The 24,208-nt window shown below is 68.5% G+C and carries 19 protein-coding genes; 6 read left to right on the forward strand and 13 right to left on the reverse strand.

The window, feature by feature from the left end; translation table 11 throughout:
* Window positions 1-50 precede the first annotated feature (50 nt).
* Window positions 51-1,715, forward strand: a complete 1,665-nt coding sequence (locus ACGFH6_RS00885) for a fumarate hydratase (RefSeq protein WP_393379334.1) — start codon at window positions 51-53, stop codon at window positions 1,713-1,715.
* 153 nt (window positions 1,716-1,868) lie between these two features.
* The gene (locus tag ACGFH6_RS00890; RefSeq protein ID WP_393379336.1) at window positions 1,869-2,297 is read left to right on the forward strand and encodes a nitroreductase/quinone reductase family protein; all 429 of its coding nucleotides are present in this window, start codon (window positions 1,869-1,871) and stop codon (window positions 2,295-2,297) included.
* Between the two features lie 2 nt (window positions 2,298-2,299).
* On the opposite strand, the gene ACGFH6_RS00895 is transcribed toward ACGFH6_RS00890, so the two are convergent.
* From ACGFH6_RS00895 to ACGFH6_RS00935, 9 genes are all read right to left on the reverse strand, one after another.
* Window positions 2,300-2,458 carry a hypothetical protein gene (locus ACGFH6_RS00895; RefSeq protein WP_165555766.1) on the reverse strand — a complete coding sequence of 53 codons (159 nt, stop codon included), beginning with the start codon at window positions 2,456-2,458 and terminating at the stop codon, window positions 2,300-2,302.
* A gap of 62 nt (window positions 2,459-2,520) precedes the next feature.
* Window positions 2,521-3,087 carry a hypothetical protein gene (locus ACGFH6_RS00900; RefSeq protein WP_393379338.1) on the reverse strand — a complete coding sequence of 189 codons (567 nt, stop codon included), beginning with the start codon at window positions 3,085-3,087 and terminating at the stop codon, window positions 2,521-2,523.
* Window positions 3,084-3,767, reverse strand: coding sequence for a DUF402 domain-containing protein (locus ACGFH6_RS00905; protein WP_393379340.1), 684 nt, complete (start codon window positions 3,765-3,767; stop codon window positions 3,084-3,086). The genes ACGFH6_RS00900 and ACGFH6_RS00905 overlap by 4 nt, the downstream gene beginning before the upstream one ends.
* A complete protein-coding gene (locus ACGFH6_RS00910; RefSeq protein WP_393379342.1) occupies window positions 3,764-5,167 on the reverse strand; it encodes a class II fumarate hydratase in 1,404 nt (467 codons plus the stop codon). The genes ACGFH6_RS00905 and ACGFH6_RS00910 overlap by 4 nt, the downstream gene beginning before the upstream one ends.
* Before the next feature lie 44 nt (window positions 5,168-5,211).
* Complete coding sequence (locus ACGFH6_RS00915) at window positions 5,212-5,868, reverse strand: hypothetical protein (protein WP_393379344.1); 657 nt, start codon at window positions 5,866-5,868, stop codon at window positions 5,212-5,214.
* A 19-nt stretch (window positions 5,869-5,887) separates the two neighbouring features.
* Window positions 5,888-6,472, reverse strand: coding sequence for a dihydrofolate reductase family protein (locus ACGFH6_RS00920; RefSeq protein WP_393379346.1), 585 nt, complete (start codon window positions 6,470-6,472; stop codon window positions 5,888-5,890).
* A gap of 102 nt (window positions 6,473-6,574) precedes the next feature.
* Window positions 6,575-7,240 carry a hypothetical protein gene (locus ACGFH6_RS00925; RefSeq protein ID WP_393379348.1) on the reverse strand — a complete coding sequence of 222 codons (666 nt, stop codon included), beginning with the start codon at window positions 7,238-7,240 and terminating at the stop codon, window positions 6,575-6,577.
* Between the two features lie 216 nt (window positions 7,241-7,456).
* Window positions 7,457-8,791 carry a PhoH family protein gene (locus ACGFH6_RS00930; protein WP_131516496.1) on the reverse strand — a complete coding sequence of 445 codons (1,335 nt, stop codon included), beginning with the start codon at window positions 8,789-8,791 and terminating at the stop codon, window positions 7,457-7,459.
* Window positions 8,792-10,219: 1,428 nt separating this feature from the next.
* Window positions 10,220-10,999, reverse strand: a complete 780-nt coding sequence (locus ACGFH6_RS00935) for an isoprenyl transferase (protein WP_393379349.1) — start codon at window positions 10,997-10,999, stop codon at window positions 10,220-10,222.
* A gap of 258 nt (window positions 11,000-11,257) precedes the next feature.
* Here ACGFH6_RS00935 and ACGFH6_RS00940 point away from each other — a divergent pair, with 258 nt between their 5' ends.
* Window positions 11,258-11,953 carry a hemolysin III family protein gene (locus tag ACGFH6_RS00940; RefSeq protein ID WP_393379351.1) on the forward strand — a complete coding sequence of 232 codons (696 nt, stop codon included), beginning with the start codon at window positions 11,258-11,260 and terminating at the stop codon, window positions 11,951-11,953.
* On the opposite strand, the gene ACGFH6_RS00945 is transcribed toward ACGFH6_RS00940, so the two are convergent.
* The gene (locus ACGFH6_RS00945; RefSeq protein ID WP_393379353.1) at window positions 11,950-12,402 is read right to left on the reverse strand and encodes a MarR family winged helix-turn-helix transcriptional regulator; all 453 of its coding nucleotides are present in this window, start codon (window positions 12,400-12,402) and stop codon (window positions 11,950-11,952) included. The two genes, ACGFH6_RS00940 and ACGFH6_RS00945, sit on opposite strands and share 4 nt — an antisense overlap.
* Before the next feature lie 114 nt (window positions 12,403-12,516).
* Here ACGFH6_RS00945 and ACGFH6_RS00950 point away from each other — a divergent pair, with 114 nt between their 5' ends.
* Entirely contained in the window at window positions 12,517-13,689 is a 1,173-nt protein-coding gene (locus ACGFH6_RS00950) for a phosphotransferase (RefSeq protein WP_393379355.1), read from the forward strand.
* Window positions 13,690-13,751: 62 nt separating this feature from the next.
* On the forward strand, window positions 13,752-14,267 hold the full coding sequence (locus tag ACGFH6_RS00955) for a hypothetical protein (RefSeq protein WP_393379357.1): 516 nt from the start codon (window positions 13,752-13,754) through the stop codon (window positions 14,265-14,267).
* 57 nt (window positions 14,268-14,324) lie between these two features.
* Here ACGFH6_RS00955 and ACGFH6_RS00960 read toward each other — a convergent pair whose 3' ends face one another.
* From ACGFH6_RS00960 to ACGFH6_RS00970, 3 genes are all read right to left on the reverse strand, one after another.
* Entirely contained in the window at window positions 14,325-15,740 is a 1,416-nt protein-coding gene (locus ACGFH6_RS00960) for a M20/M25/M40 family metallo-hydrolase (protein WP_393379358.1), read from the reverse strand.
* 97 nt (window positions 15,741-15,837) lie between these two features.
* Window positions 15,838-17,910: a M4 family metallopeptidase gene (locus ACGFH6_RS00965; RefSeq protein WP_393379359.1), complete on the reverse strand. Its 2,073-nt coding sequence runs from the start codon at window positions 17,908-17,910 to the stop codon at window positions 15,838-15,840.
* Between the two features lie 225 nt (window positions 17,911-18,135).
* Window positions 18,136-20,118 (reverse strand): thioredoxin domain-containing protein, encoded by a 1,983-nt coding sequence (locus ACGFH6_RS00970; protein ID WP_393379360.1) that lies wholly within the window; start codon window positions 20,116-20,118, stop codon window positions 18,136-18,138.
* A 334-nt stretch (window positions 20,119-20,452) separates the two neighbouring features.
* On the opposite strand from ACGFH6_RS00970, the gene ACGFH6_RS00975 reads away from it, so the two are divergent.
* Window positions 20,453-24,172, forward strand: coding sequence for a S8 family serine peptidase (locus ACGFH6_RS00975; protein WP_393379362.1), 3,720 nt, complete (start codon window positions 20,453-20,455; stop codon window positions 24,170-24,172).
* The last annotated feature ends 36 nt before the right edge of the window (window positions 24,173-24,208 follow it).

Genomic DNA, 24,208 nt, shown 5'->3' on the forward strand with positions numbered 1-24,208 from the left:
CCGCCGGATAAAGTTGGCTCATCCAGACCACATGCCATGGAGGTACGCCGGTGTCCGCCGACTTCAACTACTCCGATCTGTTGCCCCTGGGCGCCGACGACACGGAGTACCGGCTGCTGACGACCGAAGGTGTCAGCACGTTCACGGCCGGCGACCGGACGTTCCTGCGGATCGAGCCCGACGTACTGCGGGCGCTGACCGCGGAGGCGATGCACGACATCTCGCACTACCTGCGGACCGCGCACCTGGAGCAGCTGCGCCGGATCATCGACGACCCGGAGGCGTCGGGGAACGACCGGTTCGTCGCACTCGATTTGCTGAAGAACGCGAACATCTCGGCCGGCGGCGTACTGCCGATGTGCCAGGACACCGGGACCGCGATCGTGATGGGCAAGAAGTCCGAGGGCGTGCTCACCGGCGCGGCCGACGAGGAGTGGATCAGCCGCGGGGTGTACGACGCGTACACCAAGCTGAACCTGCGCTACTCGCAGATGGCCCCGCTGACCATGTGGGAGGAGAAGAACACCGGTTCCAACCTGCCGGCCCAGGTCGAGCTGTACTCGACCCCGGACCACGGCGACCCGGCGTACAAGTTCCTGTTCATGGCCAAGGGCGGCGGCTCGGCGAACAAGTCGTTCCTGTTTCAGGAGACCAAGGCGGTGCTCAACCCGGACGGGATGATGAAGTTCCTGGACGAGAAGATCCGCTCCCTCGGTACGGCGGCCTGCCCGCCGTACCACCTGGCGATCGTGGTCGGCGGCACCTCGGCGGAGTACGCGTTGAAGACCGCGAAGTACGCCTCCGCGCACTACCTCGACTCGTTGCCGACCTCGGGATCGCCGGTGGGGCACGGGTTCCGCGACCTGGAGCTGGAGGAGGAGGTCTTCAAGCTCACGCAGGAGTTCGGGATCGGCGCGCAGTTCGGCGGCAAGTACTTCTGCCACGACGTGCGGGTGATCCGGCTGCCGCGGCACGGCGCGTCCTGCCCGGTCGCGATCGCGGTGTCGTGCTCGGCGGACCGGCAGGCGCTTGCGAAGATCACGCCGGAGGGTGTGTTCCTCGAGCAGCTCGAGCGGGACCCGGCGCGGTTCCTGCCGGACACCACCGACGAGCACCTCGCCGACGACATCGAGGTGGTCCGGATCGACCTGAACCGGCCGATGAGCGAGATTCGCGCGGAGCTGACCAAACTGCCCGTGAAGACCCGGCTGTCGCTGAGCGGCCCGTTGGTCGTCGCGCGGGACATCGCGCACGCCAAGATCAAGGAGCGGCTGGACGCGGGCGAGCCGATGCCGCAGTACCTGCGCGACCACGCCGTGTACTACGCGGGTCCGGCGAAGACTCCGGAGGGGTACGCGTCCGGGTCCTTCGGGCCGACCACGGCGGGTCGGATGGATGCGTACGTCGATCAGTTCCAGGCCGCCGGTGGATCGTTCGTGATGCTTGCCAAGGGCAACCGCTCGGCCAAGGTGACGCAGGCGTGCAAGGAGCACGGCGGGTTCTATCTCGGGTCGATCGGTGGTCCGGCGGCCCGGCTCGCGCAGGACTGCATCAAGTCGGTGGATGTGATCGAGTACGCCGAGCTCGGGATGGAAGCCGTCTGGAAGATCGAGGTCGAGGACTTCCCGGCGTTCGTGGTGGTGGACGACAAGGGCAACGACTTCTTCACGGACACGCGCAAGCCGGTCCCCCTGACCGTCCGCCCGAGAAGCTGAACCTGCAGGCCATCACAACTGGCTCTCGCCGGCGCGGCTGAGCGTGAGCGTCACGTGGTTGCGGCGATTGTGATGGCCTGGCGGTCCGCGGGTCGCAGGGGTGCTTGACGTCGGCGGGGGATCGCCGGACCCTCGGGAGCGGGGGTGGTCGTGATGGGTCGGCGGATGCTGCGGATGGGGAATCGGATCGGGGTGTGGATGTATCGCACGCTCGATGGGCGGATGGCGAGTGGGAGCAAGGACGTGCACGTCCTGATGCTGACCACGCCCGGCCGGCGGACCGGAGTACCGCACTCGACCTGCGTGCGGTACCTGGAGGCGCCGGACGGGCTACTGGTGTGGGGAACCGGGTCGGGCTCCCGGCAGGATCCGGACTGGTTCTGCAACCTGCGCGCGGTCGAGGTGACCAACGTGCAGATCGGCGCGAAGCACGTCCGGATGCGTCCGCGGGAGTTGACCGGGGTGGAGCGGCAGACCGCGTGGACCGACGTCATCCTGCGCGAGGACCCAGGCATCGGTCGGTACGCGACCAAGGCCAAGCGCACGATACCGGTCGCCGTACTGGAACCGGAGCAGCGCTGACCTCAGCTGGCCTGGCTTTCGACCGGCTCGGGGAGCTTCACCAGGACGGCCCTGGCGGCTCGCACGAGGTCGGCTTCGTTGTGCCCGAAGGCCTGGAGGTAGCACCCGAGGGCGGATCGCAGTAGCTGCAGCTCCTCGGTTTCCAGTTCGATGGTGTACATGATTCCAAGGTAAGTCCGAACCCGGCAGATGGAACCGCTCGTGATGCACCCGTTGTGAGCGGTCAACCGATGGACCAGCCGGCCTTGCCGAGGATCTCGGCCGCGGTCTCCGCGGGGGAGCCGTCGTTGGTGACCGTGAAGTCCTCGATCGGCTGGTGGGCTGCCGCCTCAGCCAGCGCGGCCTGCAGGTCCCAGCCGGGTCCACGGGTCGACCGGGTCCGCGCCGCCACGAGGTCCGGCGGAGTCACCACCCTGACGATCCGTACGTCGCAGTCGGCGAGCGCCTCCATGTACGCCGCTTTGAGCTCGGCGGTCTCGACATGCCCGCTCACGATCAGGAAGCGGGCGCCTGCGTCGCGGTAGGTGGGCCAGACGGCCGCAAGGTTGCGCGCCTTGAGCCGGTCATGAAACCGGAGCCCCAAATCCGACGCTGTACCCGACGCCGCATCCGGTGCCGAATCCAGTGCCGCGGCCGGTGCCTGGGGCGGCGGGCCGAACTGGCCCACGGCGTCCAGGTCGACGACGGCGGTCGGGTGACGATCGGCCGTCAGGAGGCGGGCAATCGCCTGAGCGACCGTGGTCTTGCCAACTCCCCCACCGCCGGCGAGGAGCAGCGCCTTCGCGCTCAAGTGTGCAGCTCTTCGGCGATCAGGACCGGCTGATGTGATGTCGGCGCCGTCGGCAGCCGCCAGTCCGGTGGGGCGGTCCACGTCTGCCAGCCGTCCGAGAATGGCGACGTCCAGGACTCGATGTCACGGACGGCCGCGTGGGCGTCGGCGATGATCCGCTCAGCCTCGGCCGCCGTGAAGCGCCCCGCGGTGACCGCACCCTCCAGTTCGTCCTCGTCTTTCCAGTCGATCGTGCGGTCCGGCCGGATCCACAGGTCAAGGACGTGGTCGACCGTGCTGGTCCGGCGCGCCGCCGCGTCGCGCACGTGCGGGGCCTCGAGGTTCACGTACCAGCCGCGGAAGCTGCCGTCCTCGGCCCAGAAGTGCCACACCGACCACGGCTTGCCCGGCGGCAGCACCTTGAGGATCCCCGTCCCGCGCCAGACGTCGAGCTTCAGCACCCGGTCCTCGGTGAACATCGCGACCGGACCGGCGTGCCTGGTCTCGCGGCCGTCCACCAGCACCGGCTTGATCAGCGGCGTGCCCGGGGCGAGCCAGGCCACCAGGCCGTCCTCGTCGTCACGCACCACGGTCATCGGCCGGACGTTCGGCTTGTCCGCGTGCTGTCCGATCCCCTCGTACACCCACTCGATCGTGGTCCCCGGCTGCCAGAAGCGCGCCTGCGCCGCGGCTGCCGTCACGGCTGGGCCGGCCGGGTCATGGACAGTACGTCGAGGGCCGCGTCCAACTGCTCCTCGGTCAGATCGCCCTTCTCGACGTGCCCGTTCTCGATCACGACCTCGCGGATGGTCTTGCCCTGTTTGAGCGCGCTCTTCGCGACCGCGGCGGCGTTCTCGTAGCCGATGTAGCGGTTCAGCGGCGTCACGATCGACGGCGACGACTCGGCCAGCGCACGGGCGTGGTCGACGTTCGCGGTGATGCCGTCGACGCAACGGTCGGCCAGCAGCCGGGAACTGTTCGCCAGCAGGGTGATCGACTCGAGCAGGTTGCGGGCGATCACCGGCAGCATCACGTTCAGCTCGAAGTTGCCGCCGGCACCGGCCACGGTGATCGTGGTGTCGTTGCCGATCACCTGGGCGGCGACCATCAGCGTCGCCTCGCAGATCACCGGGTTCACCTTGCCCGGCATGATGCTCGAGCCCGGTTGCAGGTCCGGCAGGGCGATCTCGCCGAGCCCGGCGCGCGGCCCGGATCCCATCCAGCGCAGGTCGTTGCAGATCTTGGTCAGGCTGACCGCGATCGTCTTCAGCTGCCCCGACAACTCGACCAGACCGTCGCGCGCACCCTGCGCCTCGAAGTGGTCGTCGGCCTCGCGCAACTCCAGACCGGTACGCCGGTTCAGCTCCGTGATCACCTTGGCCGCAAACCCTGGTGGTGTGTTGATCCCGGTCCCGACCGCCGTGCCGCCCAGTGGAAGCTCGGCGACCCGCGGCAGCGTCGCACGCACCCGCTCCGCACCGCGCCGCACCTGCTGCGCGTACCCGTTGAACTCCTGCCCGAGCGTCACCGGTGTCGCGTCCATCAGGTGGGTGCGCCCGGACTTGACCACCTCGCCGAACTCGGATCCCTTACGGGACAGGGATTCCGCCAGGTGCTCCAGCGCCGGCAGCAGCTCCTCGACGACGCCCGCGGTCGCGGCGACGTGGATCGAGGACGGGAATGTGTCGTTGCTCGACTGCGACGCGTTCACGTGGTCGTTCGGATGTACGTCGGTGCCGAGGGCACGGGTCGCGAGCGTGGCCAGCACCTCGTTCACATTCATGTTCGTCGACGTCCCGGAGCCGGTCTGGAACACGTCGATCGGGAACTCCGCGTCGTACTCACCGCCGGTCACTTGGTCCGCGGCGGCCACGATCGCGGCCGATCGCTCGCTGTCCAGTACGCCGAGCTCGGCGTTCACCACCGCCGCCGAGGCCTTGATCTGGGCGAGCGCATGGATGAGCGCCGGCGCCAGCGGCCGGCCGGAGATCGGGAAGTTCTCCACCGCACGCTGGGTCTGCGCCCGCCACAACGCGTCCCGAGGCACCTTGACCTCGCCCATCGTGTCGTGCTCGATCCTGAATTCCGCATTGTCACCCATACCAGCAGAGTACGTCGCTCCACGCAGTCGCCGACGACCGATTGTCAAACTGTGGATAACGAACCCTGGTACACGTAGTACGTCTCCGCTCGCCCCTGCAAAGTCACCGGGACGGCCGTGACCGCACACGCCCCGAAGACCGCCGTGACCGCGGTCTCCAACGCGTCCGACGCCGACGAGGACCAGACCGTCAGTACGCCGCCAGTCCGCAGCTTCGACCGGCAGACGGTCAGGAACGGCGACGCGTAGATGGCCGAGTTCTCGTTGTAGACAAGGAAGTCCGGGCCGTTGTCCACATCCAGCAGGATCCCGTCGAGCGACGCATCGGACGACGCGGCAACGACCGCACGTACGTCGCCGACGACCACGGACACCCGCGGATCGTCCAGCACCGACGGCACCAGTCCCGACCGCATCCACGCCACCAGGTCCGGCTCGATCTCCGCGACCACGACCTCACCGAGCCGGTCGTCGGTCAGCAAGGCACGGACGGTGTAGCCGAGCCCGAGACCACCGACCAGGACGCGATCAGGACGTCGTACCGAGGCCAGGGCGGCGGACGCGAGCAGCTCCTCGCTGGAGGTCTCACGGTCGTCCATCACGAACACGCCGTTCACCCGCAGCTCGAGGGCTCCGTCGTCGTCACGCCGCCGCAGGACCAGCTCGCCCCGTTCACTGCTCCCCCGCGCGATCTCCGGCACGCCGACATCCTGCCAGGCCTCAGTAGTGCACCTTGAACCGTAGGTGCGTCGCGTTGCCCGACGGTACGACGTCGGTCCGCTCCAGCTGGTACTGCCGGCCGCCGAGGTTCTCGAACAGCGGGGTCCCCGACTGCAGCAGAACCGGCACCAGGTGAATCTGGATCTCGTCGAGCAGTCCGGCGGCCAGGCACTGCTGCGCCGCGCTCGCACCGTGCACCCCGACGACCCCGTCGCCGGCCGCGTCCTTGGCCGCCTTGACCGCCGCCTCGATGCCCTCACTGACGAACGTGAACACCTCCGGCGCCCGCACGGTCTCGGCAGCGGGCGGGTTGTGGGTGAGCACGAAGCACGGCAGCTGCCCGGCCGGACCACCGTCGCCCCAGCCTCCGTCACCCTCGGCCAGGTCGTAGGACCGCCGGCCCATCAGGATCGCTCCGGCCGAGGCGACCATGCCGTCGAGAACCGCGGTGTCCTCCGGGAACGGTTCCCACAGCCAGCGGTGCAGGATGTCGCCGCCGACGCCGAGCTGGTGTTCCCTGGTCACGTCCGGACCGGTGATGTAGCCGTCCAGCGACATCGAGATGCCCGAGATGACGAGTGCCATGATGACTCCTTCGAAGAGAGGATGGTTCCTACTCCTCGAAGCCTGCCGGTCAGACGCCCGTACGCGCCTCCGCGATCAGCACGGAAACACCACGGATCGGGCTCAGTACCAGCCCTTGGCCTGCGAGTGGCCCCAGGCCGAGCACGGGGAGCCGTACGCGTCCTCGATGTAGTCCAGGCCCCACTTGATCTGGGTGACCGGGTTGGTCCGCCAGTCCGAGCCGTACGCCGCCATCCGGTTGCCGGGCAGCGCCTGCGGGATGCCGTACGCCGAGGAGGTCGGGTTGTCGGCGTCGACCCGCCAGCGGGACTCCTTGTTCCACAGCTTCTCGAGGCAGCTGAACTGGCTCTCGCCCCAGCCGTGGTCGGGCAGGAGGTTCATCGCGACCTCCTTGGGCGTGCCCTCGAGCTTCTTCCGCTCGGCGTCGCGGCTGGCCCGCTCCTCGCGCGAGTCGTTGTCCTTCTCCTGTAGCGCCTTGTACCGCTTCAGGGCTGCGTTCTTGGCCGCGCGGACCATGGCGGCCTTGTCCTGGGTCGCCTTGCGCTGGGCCTCGACGGCCTCGATCTGGTTGCGCAGCCGGATGACCTCCTGGGCCTGCTCCTCGGGGGACAGTCCCTTGGGCGAGGGGGTCTTCACCGCGTGGGCCTTCTCGCTGTTCAGCACGGCCATCTCGGCCCGGCCGGACACCTGTTCCGAGGCGACGCTGCTCCCGGGGGAGCTGAAGAGGTCGATACCGGCGACAACGGAGACGACGACGATTCCAGTCACTGAGAGAACCGCGACGGAGCGCTTCGCTTTCATCTGTCCTTCCGAGAAACCCGACCCCCGTCGGCTGGCAACAGGAACATACTCTGGCGTAAACCGACCGTGATCACAAGCAGGTCACAGACAACGGTGCGGCCGCCCGACGGGCGACCGCACCGTGCACGCGCAAGTCTTACGCGTGCTTTACAGACAGAGATTACCTAAAAGTAGAAACGCTCCTTACAGCTGCAGATCGTCCAGCATCTCGGTGACCAGGGCGGCGATCGGCGACCGCTCCGAGCGGGTCAGGGTGACGTGGGCGAACAGCGGGTGCCCCTTCAGTTGCTCGACCACCGCGACCACTCCGTCGTGCCGGCCGACCCGCAGGTTGTCGCGCTGAGCGACGTCGTGGGTGAGCACCACCCGCGAGTTCGCACCGACCCGCGAGAGCACCGTCAGCAGCACGTTGCGCTCCAGCGACTGGGCCTCGTCGACGATCACGAACGCGTCGTGCAGCGAGCGGCCGCGGATGTGGGTCAGCGGCAGCACCTCGAGCATGCCGCGGTCGATCACCTCGTCGATCACGTCACTGCTGGTCAGCGCGCCGAGCGTGTCGTACACGGCCTGCGCCCACGGCTGCATCTTCTCCGACTCCGAGCCGGGCAGGTAGCCGAGCTCCTGGCCGCCGACCGCGAACAGCGGCCGGAAGACGACCACCTTCTTGTGCTGCCGCCGTTCCATCACCGCCTCGAGGCCGGCGCAGAGCGCGAGTGCGGACTTGCCGGTGCCGGCGCGGCCGCCGAGCGAGATGATCCCGACGTCGGGGTCCAGCAGCAGGTCGAGCGCGACCCGCTGCTCGGCCGACCGACCGCGGATCCCGAACGCCTCCCGGTCACCGCGGACCAGCCGGACCCGCTTGTCCGGCATCACCCGGCCGAGCGCACTGCCCCGCTCGGACAGCAGCACCAACCCGGTGTGGGTCGGGAACTCGCCGGCCTGCGGCAGCTCCAGTACGCCGTTCTCGTACAGGTCGTCGACGACGTGGGTCTCGACCTCGAGCTCGCTCATCCCGGTCCAGCCGGACTCCAGCGTCAGCTCGGCCCGGTACTCCTCGGCCATCAGGCCACAGGCCGACGCCTTGACCCGCATCGGCAGGTCCTTCGAGACCAGCGTGACGTCCCTGCCCTCGGACTTGAAGTTGCAGGCCACGGCCAGGATGCGGCTGTCGTTGTCGCCGAGCCGGAAACCGGCCGGCAGGCTCTCCGGATCGGTGTGGTTCAGTTCGACCCGGAGGGTTCCACCCTTCTCCCCCACTGGCAGGGGCGCGTCCAGACGTCCGTACTGGATCCGGAGCTCGTCGAGCAGCCGCAGCGCGGTGCGAGCGAAGTAGCCGAGTTCCGGGTGATGCCGTTTGGCCTCCAATTCGGTGACGACGACCACCGGGACGACCACCTCGTGCTCGTCGAACCGCAGCATCGCGTGCGGGTCGGACAGCAGCACCGAGGTGTCCAGCACGAAGGTGCGCTGGGCCGGTGTGGATGAGGTACTTGACGCCTTGGCGTGGGTGGCAGCCATGTCGCACGTCCTCTCGGGCCGCGACGTGCACCACGCCCGGCCCACCAGTGTTAGGTGATGGACCGGGAACTGACCCCGGGGTCTGGTGCAGACCCCACCCGCCGCGCTGCACGAGCGACGACGGGAACCAGTGAGATCGAGACGCGAGGTCTCGGGCACTCCGTTCTGCCCCTCATGGGGCAACCGGCTGGCGAACGATTCTCAAGCTGATCGGGCCTCCCGGACAGCCGGCTTCCCCTCCGACCGTCACTAAGGAGCGTAGGTCGGCGGCGCAAACCCCGCATTCCGACACGCCCGGCCACGGGGTTAACGGCGTGTTACTTCTTCCCCCCAGGCGGGGGAGGTCGTTCACCCTGCGGAGTGATCCGGTCCGCGACCCCCCGCGACAGTCTCGTCACATGCGGAAGAACTGGCCGGTGTGGACCGGGTACGCGACGGCTCTGTGGTCCCTGACGTACGGCGTTCTGGGCGTCTACTGGGCCTTCGGCGGAACCGGCTATCCGTTCGCGAAAGTGACCGATGATCGTGCAACCGCCTCGATCCTGGAAGGCACGCCCGCCCACGTCGTCGCCCCGGTCATGGCGGCCGTCGGCCTCGGTGGCGCTGTGCTGGCAATCGTGATGACCAGACGCCCGGCCCGAGGTTGGGTGCTCCAGGCAATCGCCGCCGTACTGGCCGTCGGGCTCGCGGTGGTGATCCCTGACTACACACTGATCGCGATGGTTGCCCTCGCCCCCGCACTGGTCGTCTTCGCGTTCACCGGCGTACCGGGTGAACAGGGCGGCGTGGGCGACATCCTCTATTGGCACAGGGTGAACCTGATCATCGTGTTCGTCGGTGGTCTGCTGTGGGCGGCCACCGCGATCGCGTACCACCGCCGCAGCCGGGGCGCCTGTGTTTCCTGCGGTCGCAGCGATCGCCCCGATCCGGCCTGGACGACACCGCGGGAAGCCCTTCGCTGGGGTCGCATCGCGGTCACCGTCGCGGTGGTTGCCAACCTGCCGTACGAGTTCACCCGGGTGGCGTGGTTCTTCGGCTGGCCGGTGGGGATCAGCGACGAGTTCCACCGGATGATGGCCGACACGCCCGGCATGCTGGCGATGGGCCTCGGCCTGGCTGTGATGGGCGTCGGCGGCGGCATCCTGACCCACGGGCTGGTGCACCGCTGGGGCGAGGTCTATCCGCGCTGGATCTGGTTCATGGCGGGCAACCGCGTCCCACCACTCCTCGCGATCATCCCGGCCTCGGTGGTGGCCGTTGTACTCGTCCCGGCCGGTTTGATGAACACCCAGCTCCCCTTGGACGGCGACAACTGGGCCCTCAACGGTCCCGGGATCCTCTGGGTGGTCTGGGGAGCCGCTCTGGGTACGGCGACGTACGCCTACTACCTGCGACGACGTACGACGTGTGCACGCTGCGGACGCGGGGTCACGTCCCGAAGCGGCGCTCCCGTTGTGCGTAGCTCCGGATCGCCCGCAGGAAGTCGACGTGCCGGAAGTCCGGCCACAGGGCTTCACAGAAGTAGAACTCGCTCAGCGCGCTCTGCCAGAGCAGGAAGCCGCCGAGCCGCTGCTCGCCTGACGTCCGGATGACCAGGTCCGGGTCCGGCTGGCCCTTCGTGTACAGGTGCCGCGCGATGTGCTCGACGTCGACGCGCTCGGCCAGTTCCTCGATGGAGATGCCCTGCGCGGCTTCCTCCAGCAGGAGCGACCGGACCGCATCGGCCAGCTCGCGGCGGCCGCCGTACCCGACCGCGACGTTGACGAGCATCCCGTCGACTCCGTGCGTGGCCGTCTCAGCCGCCTTGAGCGTCTCGGCGGTGGCGCCGGGCAGCAGGTCGAGCGCGCCGACCGGGTGGATCCGCCAACGGCCGATCGCTGTCAGCTCGTCAACGGTCTGCTCGATGATCCGCAGCAGCGGCTCCAGCTCGTCGCTCGGCCGGCTCAGGTTGTCGGTGGACAGCATCCAGACGGTGACCACCTTGACGCCGACGTCGTCGCACCAGTCGAGGAACTCGACGATCTTGTTCGCCCCGGCCTCGTGACCGCGCGACACCGGGTCGCCGACGGCCCGGGCCCAGCGCCGGTTGCCGTCGATGATGACGCCGATGTGCCGCGGGATCCGGTCCGGCGACAGCGATCGGACCAGCCGGCGTTCGTACAGTCCGTACACCGCGTCGCGCAGCTTTTGCTTGCCAGGTGTCCGCATGGGCAGGTGCTCTCCTCGAAGACTCTCGGTCACGAGGCTAGCCCAGATCGGCCGCTGTTGAGAGGGCGCGGAGCGGCTCGGAGAAAGCTGCCGGGAAGGTCGAACTTTCGCCGAAGTTCGTGCGTCGGACACGCGGGTGGCGGTGTGCCAACGGGTGATGTCGCCTACATTTCATGCTTATGGCCGTTGGAACCTACGGTCCCGTAAGTTACGGTTGCGTAGGTACTGAACCGCCCGGCACCCCTCGAAAGGACGGCGATGACCGCTACCAGCGCCCAGCCCCAGGAAGTCGGTCACCGGCTGTCCGGACGACTCGCACCGCTGAAGCCCAAGCTTCGCGGCTGGCTGCACGCCGGCACCTTCCCGTTCGCGACCGCCGCCGGCATCGTGCTGATCTGCCTCGCCCCGGGCGCCAGCGCCCGCTGGGCCGCCGCGGTCTACACGATGGGCGCGATGCTGCTGTTCGGCATCTCCGCGCTGTACCACCGGTTCTACTGGGGCCCGACCGGTGAGGCGATCCTGCGCCGGCTCGACCACAGCAACATCTTCCTGCTGATCGCCGGCACCTACACCCCGCTCGGGATGGTCCTGCTGCACGGCGACAACCGGCTGCTGATGCTCGGCCTGGTGTGGGGTGGGGCGCTGCTCGGCATCCTGTTCCGGATCTTCTGGGTGAGCGCACCGCGCTGGCTCTACACGCCGATCTACCTCGCTCTCGGCTGGGTGGCGATCTTCTGGATGGGCGACATCTACCACCAGGGCGGCGCGGCGGTGGTCACGCTGATCGCGGTCGGCGGTGGGCTCTACTCGATCGGCGCGGTCATTTACGGCACCAAGCGGCCGAACCCGTCACCGCTGTGGTTCGGCTTCCACGAGATCTTCCACGCGTTCACCGTGGCCGCGTTCATCTGCCACTACATCGCCGTCAGCATCGCGACGTACCAGGTCGGCTAACGTCCCAGGTCCCTCAGGGTTTCGCGCAGTACGTCGTACCGTTCGCGGCCCAACTGCTGTTCCCACAACTCTTCCACGCGGGCGATCGCGGCCCGGCTGAACTCGACCGCGTCGTCACCACGCGGCGTACGGCGTACCAGCCGGACCCGGCGGTCGCCGCGCAGCCGGTCGGACTCGGTGAACCCCAGCCGCTGCAGGTAGTCGACGTGCTGCCCGAGGCCCTGCTTCGTCATCCCGGCAGCCTCGGCCAGATCGGTGATCCGGCCGCCATCCGGCGGGATCATCTCGAGCAGCCGGTAGTGCGACACCCGTAGCCCGGGGAATGCCTGCTCGGAGTCGGCCAGGATCTCTGCCCGTAATCGCGCCAACACGAGTCCGATCAACCCGGCGATGTGATCGGACCCGACCGGGTCGGTGGGTGTGCCCGAAAGTCCGTTGACGGAAGTCATAAGGCAACTTTACTATCTCGGTAGTAAGGCTGCTTTACTTCTTTCCGTGCTGCCTCTGAAGACTGGCAGAAGGCGCGGGCGGAGGATGGGCGGCAGACTGCATTGGGGGGACGCATGATCACCACTCTGGAACCACTGGGCCGCGACGCCCTGTGTGACGACGACCTGACCGATCTGGTCCGGACCGTCACCGGGGACCCGGCGGCCCGGCCCGGCGAGGTCCGGGTCGAGCCGGTCGACTACCCGATCGGCACTCCAAGCACCGAGGCCCTGTTCCGGCTCTTCGGTACGGCGACCACGGCCGGCGGCGACACGGTCGACTGGTCCTGCTTCATCAAGAAACTCCAGTCCGTCCGGCACTGGGTGTACATCGACTCGGTACCCGAACAGTTCCGCGCCGCGTTCGTCCAGAACCTGCCGTGGCAACTGGAGATCGCCGTCCACCGCAGTGGCATCGCCGACGTGCTCCCGGACGGCCTGCGGCTGGCCACGGCGTACCGCATCGATCTGTACGACGACGATCGCGGCACCCTCTGGATGGAGAATGTCATCCAGGAGCCGGGTCCCTGGCCGATGGAGCGGTTCGAGCGGGCGGCGTACCTGCTCGGGCGCCTCTCCGCCCGTCGTCAGCCGCATCTGGTCGAGCCACTGCTCCCCCGCGACGACATCACCACCCCCGGCATCGGGCTGCGGTACTACACCGGCGGCCGCGTGATGATGACCGCCCTGCCGACCATCGCCGACCCGCAGACGTGGCGGGACCCGCTGCTGGCCGCGGCGGTCTGCCATCTGGGCGACCACCGTCTGCGTGACGACCTGCTCGACCTGGGTGAGCGCTTGCCCGCCGTACTGGACGCGCTCGACGCGCTGCCCCAGTGCTACCAGCACGGGGACGCCAGTCCGCAGAATCTGCTGGTCCCACAGGGCAGTCCGGACGAGTTCGTCGTGATCGACTGGGGGTTCGACTGCCCACAGGCGGTCGGCTTCGACCTGGGTCAACTGCTGGTCGGGCTCGCCCATGCCGGTGAGCTGTCGCCCGAGGCGTTGCCGGCAGTGCACAACGTGATCTTCAAGGCGTTCCTGAAGGGCCTGGCCGAGGATGGGATGCAGGTGACCGAGGAGCAGGTGCTGTACGGCTACCTCGGCTCACTGTGCGCCCGTGCGACGTTCACCGCACTGCCGCTGGAGCAGATCACAAAGACCGCCGACGAAGCGACGCTCACGATGTTCGAGGACCGCGTCCGACTGACCCGCGTGCTGGTCGACCTGGTGTCGCAGGTGGTCTAACAAGAACATCTCGGTCGTGTCACAGCTGCAACGAACCGCCCACCTAGAGGTATCCATGGTGCGTGAGGAACCTCAGGAGCTATGCAGCGGTCGCCACGGTCAGCACGATCGCGGGTCTCGTGCTGGCCGGGTGCGGCGCCGAAGCCGGTAACGACGCGGGCGGTACGCCGTCCTCTCCGTCCAGCAGTACGCCGTCGGTGACCCAGTCGACCCCCGTCGGGTCGGCCCTGCCGATCACGGTCAGCCGGAGCGGCGGTTTCGCCGGCTTCGACGACAAGGTGGTCATCGGGACCGACGGCGTCGCCACGGTGACGTCGCGCGGCAAGGAGACGGTCCGGTGCAAGCTGGACGCCACCTTGCTGACGACCATCCAGACCGCCGCGCAACAGGTCGACTGGGCCAGTCTCACTCCTACCAAGCCGACCACCCGGCACCCCGACGACATGATCCTCGCGGTCACCGCGAACGGGAAGACGGCCCGCATCGAGGACCCGCAGCTCAAGCCGATGTCGGAGTCGGTGAACCAGCTGCTCACCCAGGCCACCATCCCACCGGGCAAACTCTGCAAGCCGGTCTAACGGGGAGTCCGGGGCGCGCGAGCCTGGGCGGAGGCCACGCGCCCCGGACGGGGGCTGTCAGCTCACGGTCAGCGACGTGTCGTCGATGACGAAGCTCGTCTGCAGCGAGGAGTCCTCCTGGCCGACGAACCTCACCGTGACCGTCTTTCCCTTGTACTGCGTCACATCGAGCGTCTTCTGCACGTACGACGTGTTCTTGTTCAGGTTGGAGTACGTCGCCAGCGTGGTGGTCGCACCACCGTCGACGACCTGAACCTTGACCGTGTCATAGACCGTCGAGGACGTCGTCTCCGCGGTGTCGATCCGGATCCACAACGACAGCGACGCCGCCGTCGCCGAAGGCGGGATCGCGACAGACTGACCGACGTTCTCGGTGGTGGCTCGGCCGTTGCCTTGCAGCCAGGCCTTGTACGACCCACCGTGGGCTGGACGCCCGGAGTTGTTGGTGATCACACCGGTGGTGCCGGTCCAGTTCACCGCACCGGATTCGAAGCCCGGGTTGAGGATCAGGTTGGTGCCGCCGGATGGCGGACCGTCGGTGTAGTCCTTCTGGGTGTAGGTCCAGATCATGTGGCCGATGGCATCGATCTGGCGGTCCAGCGAGGTCAGGTCCAGGTTGCTGATGGTGTCGCAGGACCGGTGGTAGCAGCGGTCGAACGCCTGCCCTGCCGTACCACCCCACTTCGCTGCCTGGGCTGACGTCTTGGTCTCCTCGGCGCCGGCGAACGTACCGGCGGTCGGGATGCCGAGCGACCGGAACGCCGCGTGGTCGGACCGGCCCTGGACGTCGATGAACTCGGTCTGGACATTCTGTTGGGTGAAGTACGCGACGAGATCGTCGCGGGCGCCGTTGCCCGCGGGATTGTCGTCGTACACGAAGTAGCCCGGGTTCGGCGACGCGATCATGTCGAAGTTCAGGTACAGCTCGATCTTGTCGCGTTCCGCGGCGGGCAGATTGTTCACGTAGTACTTCGAGCCGACCAGCCCGAGTTCCTCGGCACCCCAGAAGCCGAACCTCAAACGGTTCCTGGGGGTCTGGCCGCTGGCAGCGTAAGCGAGGGCGGTTTCGAGTACGCCGGCGCTGCCGGAGCCGTTGTCGTTGATCCCCGGACCGGCGCTGACGCTGTCCAGGTGGGAGCCGGCCATGACGACGTGGTTCGCGTCGCCGTGGGGCCATTCGGCGATCACGTTGTACGACGTACCGGCCGAGGTCGCGAAGGACTGCAGAGTCGTGGTGTAGCCGGCCGCGTCGAGCTTGGACTTCACCCAGTCGGCCGACGCCTTGTAGCCGGGGCGGCCGGCGGCGCGGTTGCCGCCGTTGCCGGTCGCGATCGACTGGAACTGGTCGAGATGGGCCTTGGCGTTGGTGACGGAGATGTCCGGCGACCCGGCCGCGGTGGCGATGTTGCCTGGGGCAAACACTACACCGGCCACGAGGACGGTGCCGAGTCCGGAGTACAGGAAGGTACGCATGGTGGATCTCCTTCAGCCGGGGCGAGCGAAAGGAAATCCGGGGCGCGCGAGCCTGGGCGGAAGGCCGCGCGCCCCGGACGGGATCACCGCGAGACGGTCAGCTCGCGGTCAGCGACGTGTCGTCGATGACGAAGCTGGTCTGCAGGGAGGAGTCCTCCTGGCCGACGAACTTCACCGTGACGGTCTTTCCCTTGTACTGCGTCACATTGAACGTCTTCTGCACGTACGACGTGTTCTTGTTCAGGTTCGAGTACGTCGCCAGCGTGGTGGTCGTGCCACCGTCGACGATCTGTACCTTCGCCGTGTCGTACACCGTCGAGGTCGTCGTCTCCGCGGTGTCGATCCGGATCCAGAACGAGAGCGACGCCGCCGTCGCCGAAGCCGGGATCGCGACCGACTGGCCGACGTTCTCGGTGGTGGCGCGGCCGTTGCCCTGCAGCCAGAGCTTCCAGCTGCCGGTGCGAGCCGGACGCCCGGTGTTGTTGGTGATCGGGCCGGCGGTGCCGGTCCAGTTCACCGCACCGGACTCGAAGCCCGGGTTCAGCAGCAGGTTGTCGCCGGTGGGCGGCGGCTCGGTGCCACCACCACAGGCGGCCGCGCCGGCCGGGACGGAGATGCCGCTGAAGGCCGCCTCGATGCCCTTGCACTGCGCGGAGTCGGCGCCGTACAGCTCCTTGGCCGAGGTGATCGCACCCTCACGAGCATCCTTGTAGGTGCTGCCCGAGCTGAGCTTGGTGCTCAGGGTGCGGTACCAGACCTTGGAGGCCACGTCGCGGCCGACACCGGTGATGGTCGCGCCGTTGCAGGCGGTGCTGCTGTGCGTCACGCCACCGATGACCTTGCTGCCGGTGCCCTCGGAGGCCAGGTAGAACCAGTGGTTCAGCGGGCCGGACGAGTAGTGCGGGTCGGCGTTGCCGACCGAGCTGCTCCAGCAGTCGTAGCTGGCCCCGTCCTTCGACGGCTTGTCCATGTAGCGCAGCGGCGTGCCGTTGCCGTTGATGTTGATCTTCTCGCCGATCAGGTAGTCACCCGGGTCGGAGGAGTTGTTGGCGGAGAACTCGACCATGGTGCCGAAGATGTCCGAGGTGGACTCGTTCAGGCCACCCGCGTCACCGAAGTAGTTCAGGTTGGCGGTCGCCTCGGTGACACCGTGGCTCATCTCGTGTCCGGCCACGTCGATCGCGGTCAGCGGACGGGCGTTGCCCTGACCGTCGCCGTACGTCATCTGGGTGCCGTCCCAGAACGCGTTCACGTACGCGTTGCCGTAGTGCACCCGGGACCGGGCGCCCTGGCCGTTGTTGAAGATGCCGTTGCGGCCGTGGACGTTCTTGTAGTAGTCCCAGGTCAGCTGCGCACCGTAGTGCGCGTCGACACCGGCGGTCTGGCGGCTGGACGTCGAGCCGTTGCCCCAGGTGTCGTCGGGGTCGGTGAACGTCGTGCCGTTGCCGGAGGTCGCACCGTTGAGGTCGGTGGTGAAGTTGCCACCGCGGCTCGGGTCGCTCATCGTGAAGCTGCCCGACGTGCCGATGCTGACGGTGCCGGAGTACATCGAGTTTCCGGTACCTGTCTTGATCTCGTCGTCCTGGGCCAGCAGGGCGCCGGACTTGGCGTCGATGAACGAGTGCAGCACCGACGGGGTCTGGTCCGGCTTCACACCGGTGGTGACGACCTCGTAGGCGAGCACGGGCTTGGCCGGCGTGACGAACACGACCAGCGCACCCTTGTTGCCGGTGGCCTTGAACTTGGCCGCCTGGGCGCCCTTGGTGAGCGCGGCCGACTGGGACAGAGTCGGCTTGGTCGCGACACCGACGGACTTGGCGCCGAGGTTGTAGGTGACCTGGCCGATCGCCTCACCCTTGCGCTTGACGATCAGGTCACCGCCGACGACCTTCAGGCCGTTGAAGGTCCGGTCGTAGCGGACGTACTCGGTGCCGTCGGCGTCCTTGACCACGTCGCGGACCTTGAGCACCTCACCACCGGCGAGTCCGAGGGCTGCGGCCGTCTGCGCGGTCTGCGCCTGTTCGGCCTGGACGGCGGCCGGCTGGTTGAAGCCGGACGCCGGAAGCGGAGCCGCGCGATTCGCGGCCCCCGCGGTCGAGCCGGTGAACGCCGTCGCAAGACCCGCTGTCGCGACGATGGCCACCGCCCCTGCTGATGTCAGTCGTTTCAAGACAACATCTCCTCACGGTGTGGTCGCTGTTTGGGCGCAGCGACCGAATTCAGTTGGGGACGCCGGATGCGTTGGCGCAGCAGTGCCACTGCCTCAGTTGTGACACTGTGTGTCAAGACGTGCGAGTTCTGTTACATCCGACTGAGGGAGGACTCTCGTCCCCAGCGGGCCCGGAGTCAAGGGATTCTTCCGAAACGACAGGGAAAACCCGCACCGCCGTCGTTGTCAGTTCACCGGGCGGAACTCGCGGCGAAGGTCTTCCGGCAACACGACCGGGAGCCGGCAGGTGAATTTCTGACAGACGTACGCCGCGGGCTGCTCGTGGATCAACGTGCGACCCTCCATCAGCGGTACGGCGAGACCCGGGTCGCCGTGGACGATCGCCGTACCCCAGGGCGCGGCCGCGAACGCGGTCCGGACCAACTCGGGCGAGCGGCCCGCGATGGCGATCTCGAGCGGACCGGCGGCAGTCGTCTCGGCCACCGCAAGGGCACGGCCGGCGAACCGCGGTGCGCGGGCGGCGATGGTGGCCGAGGCCTTCAGAGCCTCGGCGGCCGTCGTCTCATACCGGACCGATCCGGTCATGCTGGCCATCGTCGTGAACGCCTCGGCGGCCAGACTCACGCCGGCCGGGCTGGCGTTGTCGGTCGGGTCCTGCGGACGCCAGACCAGCTGGTCGGCATCGGCCGCCGTGTCGAAATAGGAGCCGTCCGCAACGAACTGCTCGATCGTCCTGTCCAGCAGGCGTTGTGCGGTGTCGTACCACTCGATGTCGCCGCTGGCACCGAACAGCACCAGACAAGCCTGCGCGTACGCCGTGTAGTCCTCGAGGACACCGTGGGCCGTCCCGACAATCCCATCCCGAGAGGTGCGGTGGAGGCGTCCGGTCGCATCGTCGAAATGCACGTCCCGGACCAATCTGGCCGCCCGGGTGGCGGCTTCGACGTACTCGGGGCGGTCCAGGATCACACCGGCTCTGGTGAGGGCTGTGATGGCGAGACCGTTCCACGCGGCAACTACCTTGTCGTCGCGGCCGGGGTAGGTGCGCTGCGCGCGGGCCTCGCGCAGGATCGTCCGGATCCGCTGCCAGCGGTCGGAGTCGTCGGGGTCCTGGCGAAGCTGGAGGACGGAAGACCCGTGCTCGAAGGTCCCGCTGACATCGCAGAGGTCGATGACCCAGCGGGCGTCGTCCTCGGTCAGTGCCTCGTGCAACTGCTCCGGCGTCCAGACGTAGTACTTGCCCTCCACACCTTCGGTGTCGGCGTCGAGAGCGGAGGCGAAGCCGCCCTCCTCGGTCCGGAGCTCGGTGAGGAGGAAGTCGGCGGTCTCCTCGGCGATCCGCCGGGCCAGCGGGTCGGCGCTCACCGCCCACCAATGGGTGTAGACGTCGAGCAGCAGCGCGTTGTCGTAGAGCATCTTCTCGAAGTGCGGAACGATCCACTGGCGGTCGACCGAGTAGCGCGCGAACCCGCCGGCCAGCTGGTCGTACATGCCGCCCCGGGCCATCCGGTCGCACGTCTTCGCGACCATCTCGAGCGCGTCGGCCGAGCCGGTACGGCGATGGTGGCGGAGCAGGAAGTCGAGGACCATCGACGGCGGGAACTTCGGCGCGCCGCCGAAGCCGGCGTCGGCCGGGTCGAAGTCGGTCTTCAGCAGTTCGGCCGCATGGTCCAGCGTCGCGGTGTCGATCGCACCCTCGGCCGCGTGCTGCCGGGCGCCCAGTTGCCCGACCACTCGGCGGCCGATCTCGTCGATCTGATCGCGCTTGGTCCGCCACGCGTCGACCAGCGACTCGAGCACCTGACGGAACGACGCCATCCCACCGCGAGTGTCCTTCGGGAAGTACGTGCCGCAGAAGAACGGCTCGGCGTCCGGGGTCAGGAACACCGACATCGGCCAGCCGCCCTGCCCGACCATCGCCACCGTCGCCGACATGTAGATCGCGTCCACGTCGGGGCGTTCCTCGCGATCCACCTTGATGCTGACGAAGTGCTCGTTCAGGTACGCCGCCGTCGCCTCGTCCTCGAACGACTCGTGCGCCATCACATGACACCAGTGGCAAGCGGAGTACCCGACCGACAGGAAGACCGGTACGTCGCACTCCCGCGCCTCCGCGAACGCTTCAAGGCTCCATTCCCACCAGTCCACCGGATTCTCCGCGTGCTGGAGCAGATAGGGGCTGGTGGTACGCGCCAACCGGTTCGCCATCTCGACACCTCCTGTCCCGGACCGACCTGACGATGCACGGGGTTGGCAGAACCCTGAAACGCCACGCTACCTTCCATGCCCGGCCGGGCCGCCGCGCGGGTGGCGCCCAGGCGTTCCTGCAGTCGCCCGCCCCGCACGGTCCTCTTCGGGGCAGAATCGGACGTCTTCGGGGCACAATCGGACCGGCAGCCGGGCAATGGACGAAATCGATTGCACGGGCTCCACCGGAATGATCAGATGCGCCTACCTGAGGCCCTCCGGAGGAAACGTGCGACGTTCTTCTGCTCGACCGCACCTACTGTCGGTCGCCGCATTCCTACTTCTCGTCACCGGCGTGACGGCGCCTTCGCCGGCCGGCGCCGAGCCCCCACCACCCGCCGCAGGCGCCCCGGCGGCCTCCCGCGGCGCGCCGCTCGAAGTGACCCTGATCACGGGCGACAAGGTCACCGCTGAATCGGGACCGGACGGGACAGTCTCGGTGCAATCCGTCGAGCGCGCGCCGCGGTCGACCGGAGCGGTCCGGGTCACCGTCGAGGCGGGCGACACCTTCGTCCTGCCCGACGAGGCCATGCCGTACGTGGCGACCGGCCGGCTCGACAAGCAGCTCTTCAACATCACCGACCTGGTGGCGCAGGGCTACGACGACGCCCGGACCGACGCACTCCCCCTGATCGTCATCCGCCGGCCGGACGATTCCGCCCGGGGGCAGAGCTTCGCCGCCGGAGCGCTGCCCGGGGCGAACCTCGCACGGGACCTTCCGTCCGTCGGAGGTTCGGCCGTTCACGCCCGGCGGTCGGAGGCCACCACGTTCTGGTCGGCCGTCACCAGCACCGGCGAGACGAACTCCCGCCGGTCCCGGTCCGTGGCCGGCGAATCGTCGTTCGCGGCCGGTATCGACAAGATCTGGCTGGATGTGAAGGCGAAGGCGCAGCTCGCCGACACCACGGCGCAGGTCGGCGCCCCGAAGGCCTGGCAGGCAGGGGCGTCCGGCGCCGGCGTCCGCGTCGCGGTGCTGGACACCGGTGTCGACACCGGCCATCCGGACCTGGCTCCGCGCATCGTGGCGACCCGCAGTTTCATCCCCGGCGTGGACGTGGTCGACCGCGACGGCCATGGAACGCACACCGCGTCCACCGTCGCCGGCACCGGCGCCGCTTCGGACGGGAAGGAGCGCGGGGTCGCTCCCAGCGCCGACCTGGTGGTCGGCAAGGTGCTCGACGACCACGGGTCCGGCCCGATCTCGGGCGTCATCGCCGGGATGGAGTGGGCGGCGCGGACCGAGCACGCCAAGGTGATCAGCATGAGCCTGGGTACGTCGACCTGGCACACGCAGGACGATCCAGTCAGTCAGGCGGTCAACCGGCTCAGCGCCGAGACCGGCGCCCTGTTCGTCGTTGCTGCAGGCAACGAGGGGGACAGTCCGTACACCATCACCGCGCCCGGTACGGCGGATGCCGCCCTGACCGTCGGCGCGGTGGACACGTCCGACCAGCTCGCCTCGTTCTCCAGCATCGGCCCCAGGATGATCGACGACGGCCTCAAGCCCGATCTGACCGCACCCGGAGTGGACGTCCTGGCCGCGCGTTCCCAGTACATGGACGACGGGGCCGAGGGCTACTACCGATTGGAGAGCGGCACCTCGATGGCGACGCCGCATGTGGCCGGTGCGGCAGTGCTGCTGGCGCAGAAGCACCCCGAATGGACCGGACAGCAACTCAAGGACGCGCTGATGAGTTCCAGCGCGGTGACCCCCGCATACACCCCCTACCAAGCCGGCGCCGGGCGCTTGGACGTCGGCACCGCCTACCTCCAGGACCAGATCGTCGCCACCGGATCGGTGGATGCCGGACGGATTGCCTGGAGCCCACGACCCGACCGCACCCCGGTCAAGCGCCAGGTGACCTACCGCAACATCGCGGACAGCCCGATCACGCTGCACTTGTCGGTCGACCACGGCGCCTCACGCACCGGGGTCTTCTCGGTCGCGGCCGATCAGGTCGTGGTCCCTGCGCACGGCACGGCCGCGGTCGGTGTCACGGCGGACCCGCGGGGTCTGCCGCCGGGCCAGTACGGAGCACAGGTGACGGCGCGTTCGGCGACCGGCACGGTGCACACGGCCGTGGGAATGTCCGTCGAGCCGGAGAAGCACGACCTGACTGTCCACCTGAAGGACCGGTCCGGCACACCGGTCAGCGGCGAGGTCGAGATCACCGGCGCCGACGGGAAGACCACCGTGTTGTGGGTGCCTGACGGCAAGCTCACGAGCCGCTGGGCGCCTGGTTCCTACACGATCGTCTCCACGCTGGACGTCGCCGGCCGGCACGGCCCACACTCGATCGGTCTGGCGGTCCTGACCGCCCCGGAAGTCATCCTGACGAAGGCTCGCGACGTCGTCCTGGACGCGTCTCGCAGCCGGGAGATCAAGGTTGCGACTCCGCTGCCGACGGCGGTCACCACCAGCAGGATCGACATCTTCCGCTCGTTCACCTCGGCGCAGCCGACACCCGACGACCGGCAGGCTCTGCACCAGATCCTGATGCCGCCGCCTGCCTACGACAGCCTGTGGACGCTGCCGACCGGGAACAAGGTCAAGCAGGGCAGCTTCGTCTTCACCACCCGGTTCCGGGCCGAGCAGACTCCGCTGCGGATCACGTACGGCGGCGGGAGACTCGACGACACGCCGCTGGTGCAGCCCGGGTCTGCCTCGTTCCAGGACGGCAAGACCCACGTCCCGGCAGTGTTCGCCGGTACGGGGACGCCGGCCGAGTACCAGGGCCTGTCCGTCCGGGGCAAGGCCGCGGTCGTTCGGAGCGACTCCGCGGTGGCCGCGACCGACCAGGCCGCCGCCGCGCACGCGGCCGGTGCGGCGATGCTCCTGGTGGTCAACGACGGCGACGGCCGCAAGAGCGACTGGTACGGCGCCCCGGACGGCAAGACTGCCGGTCCGATCCCGACCGCCGCACTCACCCTCGACGACGGCGAAGCACTGATCAGGAGGATGGCGGGCCCGGGCCGGACCGAGCTCACCGTCGAGGCGCATCCGAAGCCGGCGTACCTGTACGACCTGGTCGACTACCACGACGGAAGCGTGCCGAACGATCCGTCCGCGGCGACCGATCCGGGCAGCCTCGCCCGGATCGAGAACGACTTCGCGGCTCCGGGCGGACGCCCGGTCCTGGAGAGCCGTGAGGACAGTCCCGCGTACGAATACTGGCCGGCCGACTATCCGTACGCCGGTTTCGGGATGATCCGTGTTCCGAGGTTCCCCCGTCAACCGGTCACGGGGCACCGGACGGACTGGGTCTCGGCCGGCGTCAAGTGGCAGCAGTACGGGTCCGTCGACGGCTGGCAGACCTTCACCGACGTGGTGAGCTACCAGCCGCGCAGCGTGCGGAACGAGCGGTGGTTCGGCCCGATCGTCCGGCCCCGGATGCTCGGCTTCGAGGTCCCGCACCGGGTCGGCAGCGGGATGGGCGGCATGATCGCCGGGTTCGGCGACGGAGGATCCGCACACAGCGGAGACGCCATGATGACCCGCAGCTTCGCGCTCTACCAGGGAGACCGGCTGCTGGCGCAGAACGGGCCACGACCGGAGTTCGGCGTGGGCGGCCTGGCGCCGGAGAAACTCCCGTACCGGCTCGTGGCCGACACCGCGGGGAATCCCGACCTGACGCCGTACTCGACCACCACCCATACCGAGTGGACGTTCACCTCCGGCGAGGTCGAGGACCAGGCGCTTCCGCTCGCGCAGCTCGACTATGTGGCAGAGGTGGACGCCGCAGGCCAGGCGAAGCGCACCTCGACCTTCTCCGTCAAGCCCGTCGTCGTCGGCAGCAGCGCCCGTGCGGACGCGGTCACCGCTGTACAGCTGGAGGTCTCCTACGACGACGGTGTGTCCTGGCGACGCGAGGATCTGAAGGAGCACGAAGGGATCTGGCAGGCGCGGTTGCGAGCGCCGGCCGAGGCGAGCCAGGTCTCGGTTCGGGTGACCGCCCGGCAACGCAACGGCGGCGGTATCAGCCAGACCGTCGTCCGGGCGTTCGGCCTGAAGTGAACGGTGCGCGGGCGGCCGGTGTGGACCGGCCGCCCG

Source organism: Kribbella sp. NPDC049227 (assembly GCF_043197265.1).
Lineage (GTDB): Bacteria > Actinomycetota > Actinomycetes > Propionibacteriales > Kribbellaceae > Kribbella.

Coding starts and splice junctions, on each gene's coding strand:
- ACGFH6_RS00950 (WP_393379355.1), top strand. CDS start 12,517: ATGATCACCACTCTGGAACCACTGGGCCGCGACGCCCTGTGTGACGAC.
- ACGFH6_RS00945 (WP_393379353.1), bottom strand. CDS start 12,402: ATGACTTCCGTCAACGGACTTTCGGGCACACCCACCGACCCGGTCGGG.
- ACGFH6_RS00920 (WP_393379346.1), bottom strand. CDS start 6,472: ATGGCACTCGTCATCTCGGGCATCTCGATGTCGCTGGACGGCTACATC.
- ACGFH6_RS00930 (WP_131516496.1), bottom strand. CDS start 8,791: ATGGCTGCCACCCACGCCAAGGCGTCAAGTACCTCATCCACACCGGCC.
- ACGFH6_RS00895 (WP_165555766.1), bottom strand. CDS start 2,458: ATGTACACCATCGAACTGGAAACCGAGGAGCTGCAGCTACTGCGATCC.
- ACGFH6_RS00970 (WP_393379360.1), bottom strand. CDS start 20,118: ATGGCGAACCGGTTGGCGCGTACCACCAGCCCCTATCTGCTCCAGCAC.
- ACGFH6_RS00960 (WP_393379358.1), bottom strand. CDS start 15,740: ATGCGTACCTTCCTGTACTCCGGACTCGGCACCGTCCTCGTGGCCGGT.
- ACGFH6_RS00940 (WP_393379351.1), top strand. CDS start 11,258: ATGACCGCTACCAGCGCCCAGCCCCAGGAAGTCGGTCACCGGCTGTCC.
- ACGFH6_RS00910 (WP_393379342.1), bottom strand. CDS start 5,167: ATGGGTGACAATGCGGAATTCAGGATCGAGCACGACACGATGGGCGAG.
- ACGFH6_RS00935 (WP_393379349.1), bottom strand. CDS start 10,999: ATGCGGACACCTGGCAAGCAAAAGCTGCGCGACGCGGTGTACGGACTG.
- ACGFH6_RS00890 (WP_393379336.1), top strand. CDS start 1,869: ATGGGTCGGCGGATGCTGCGGATGGGGAATCGGATCGGGGTGTGGATG.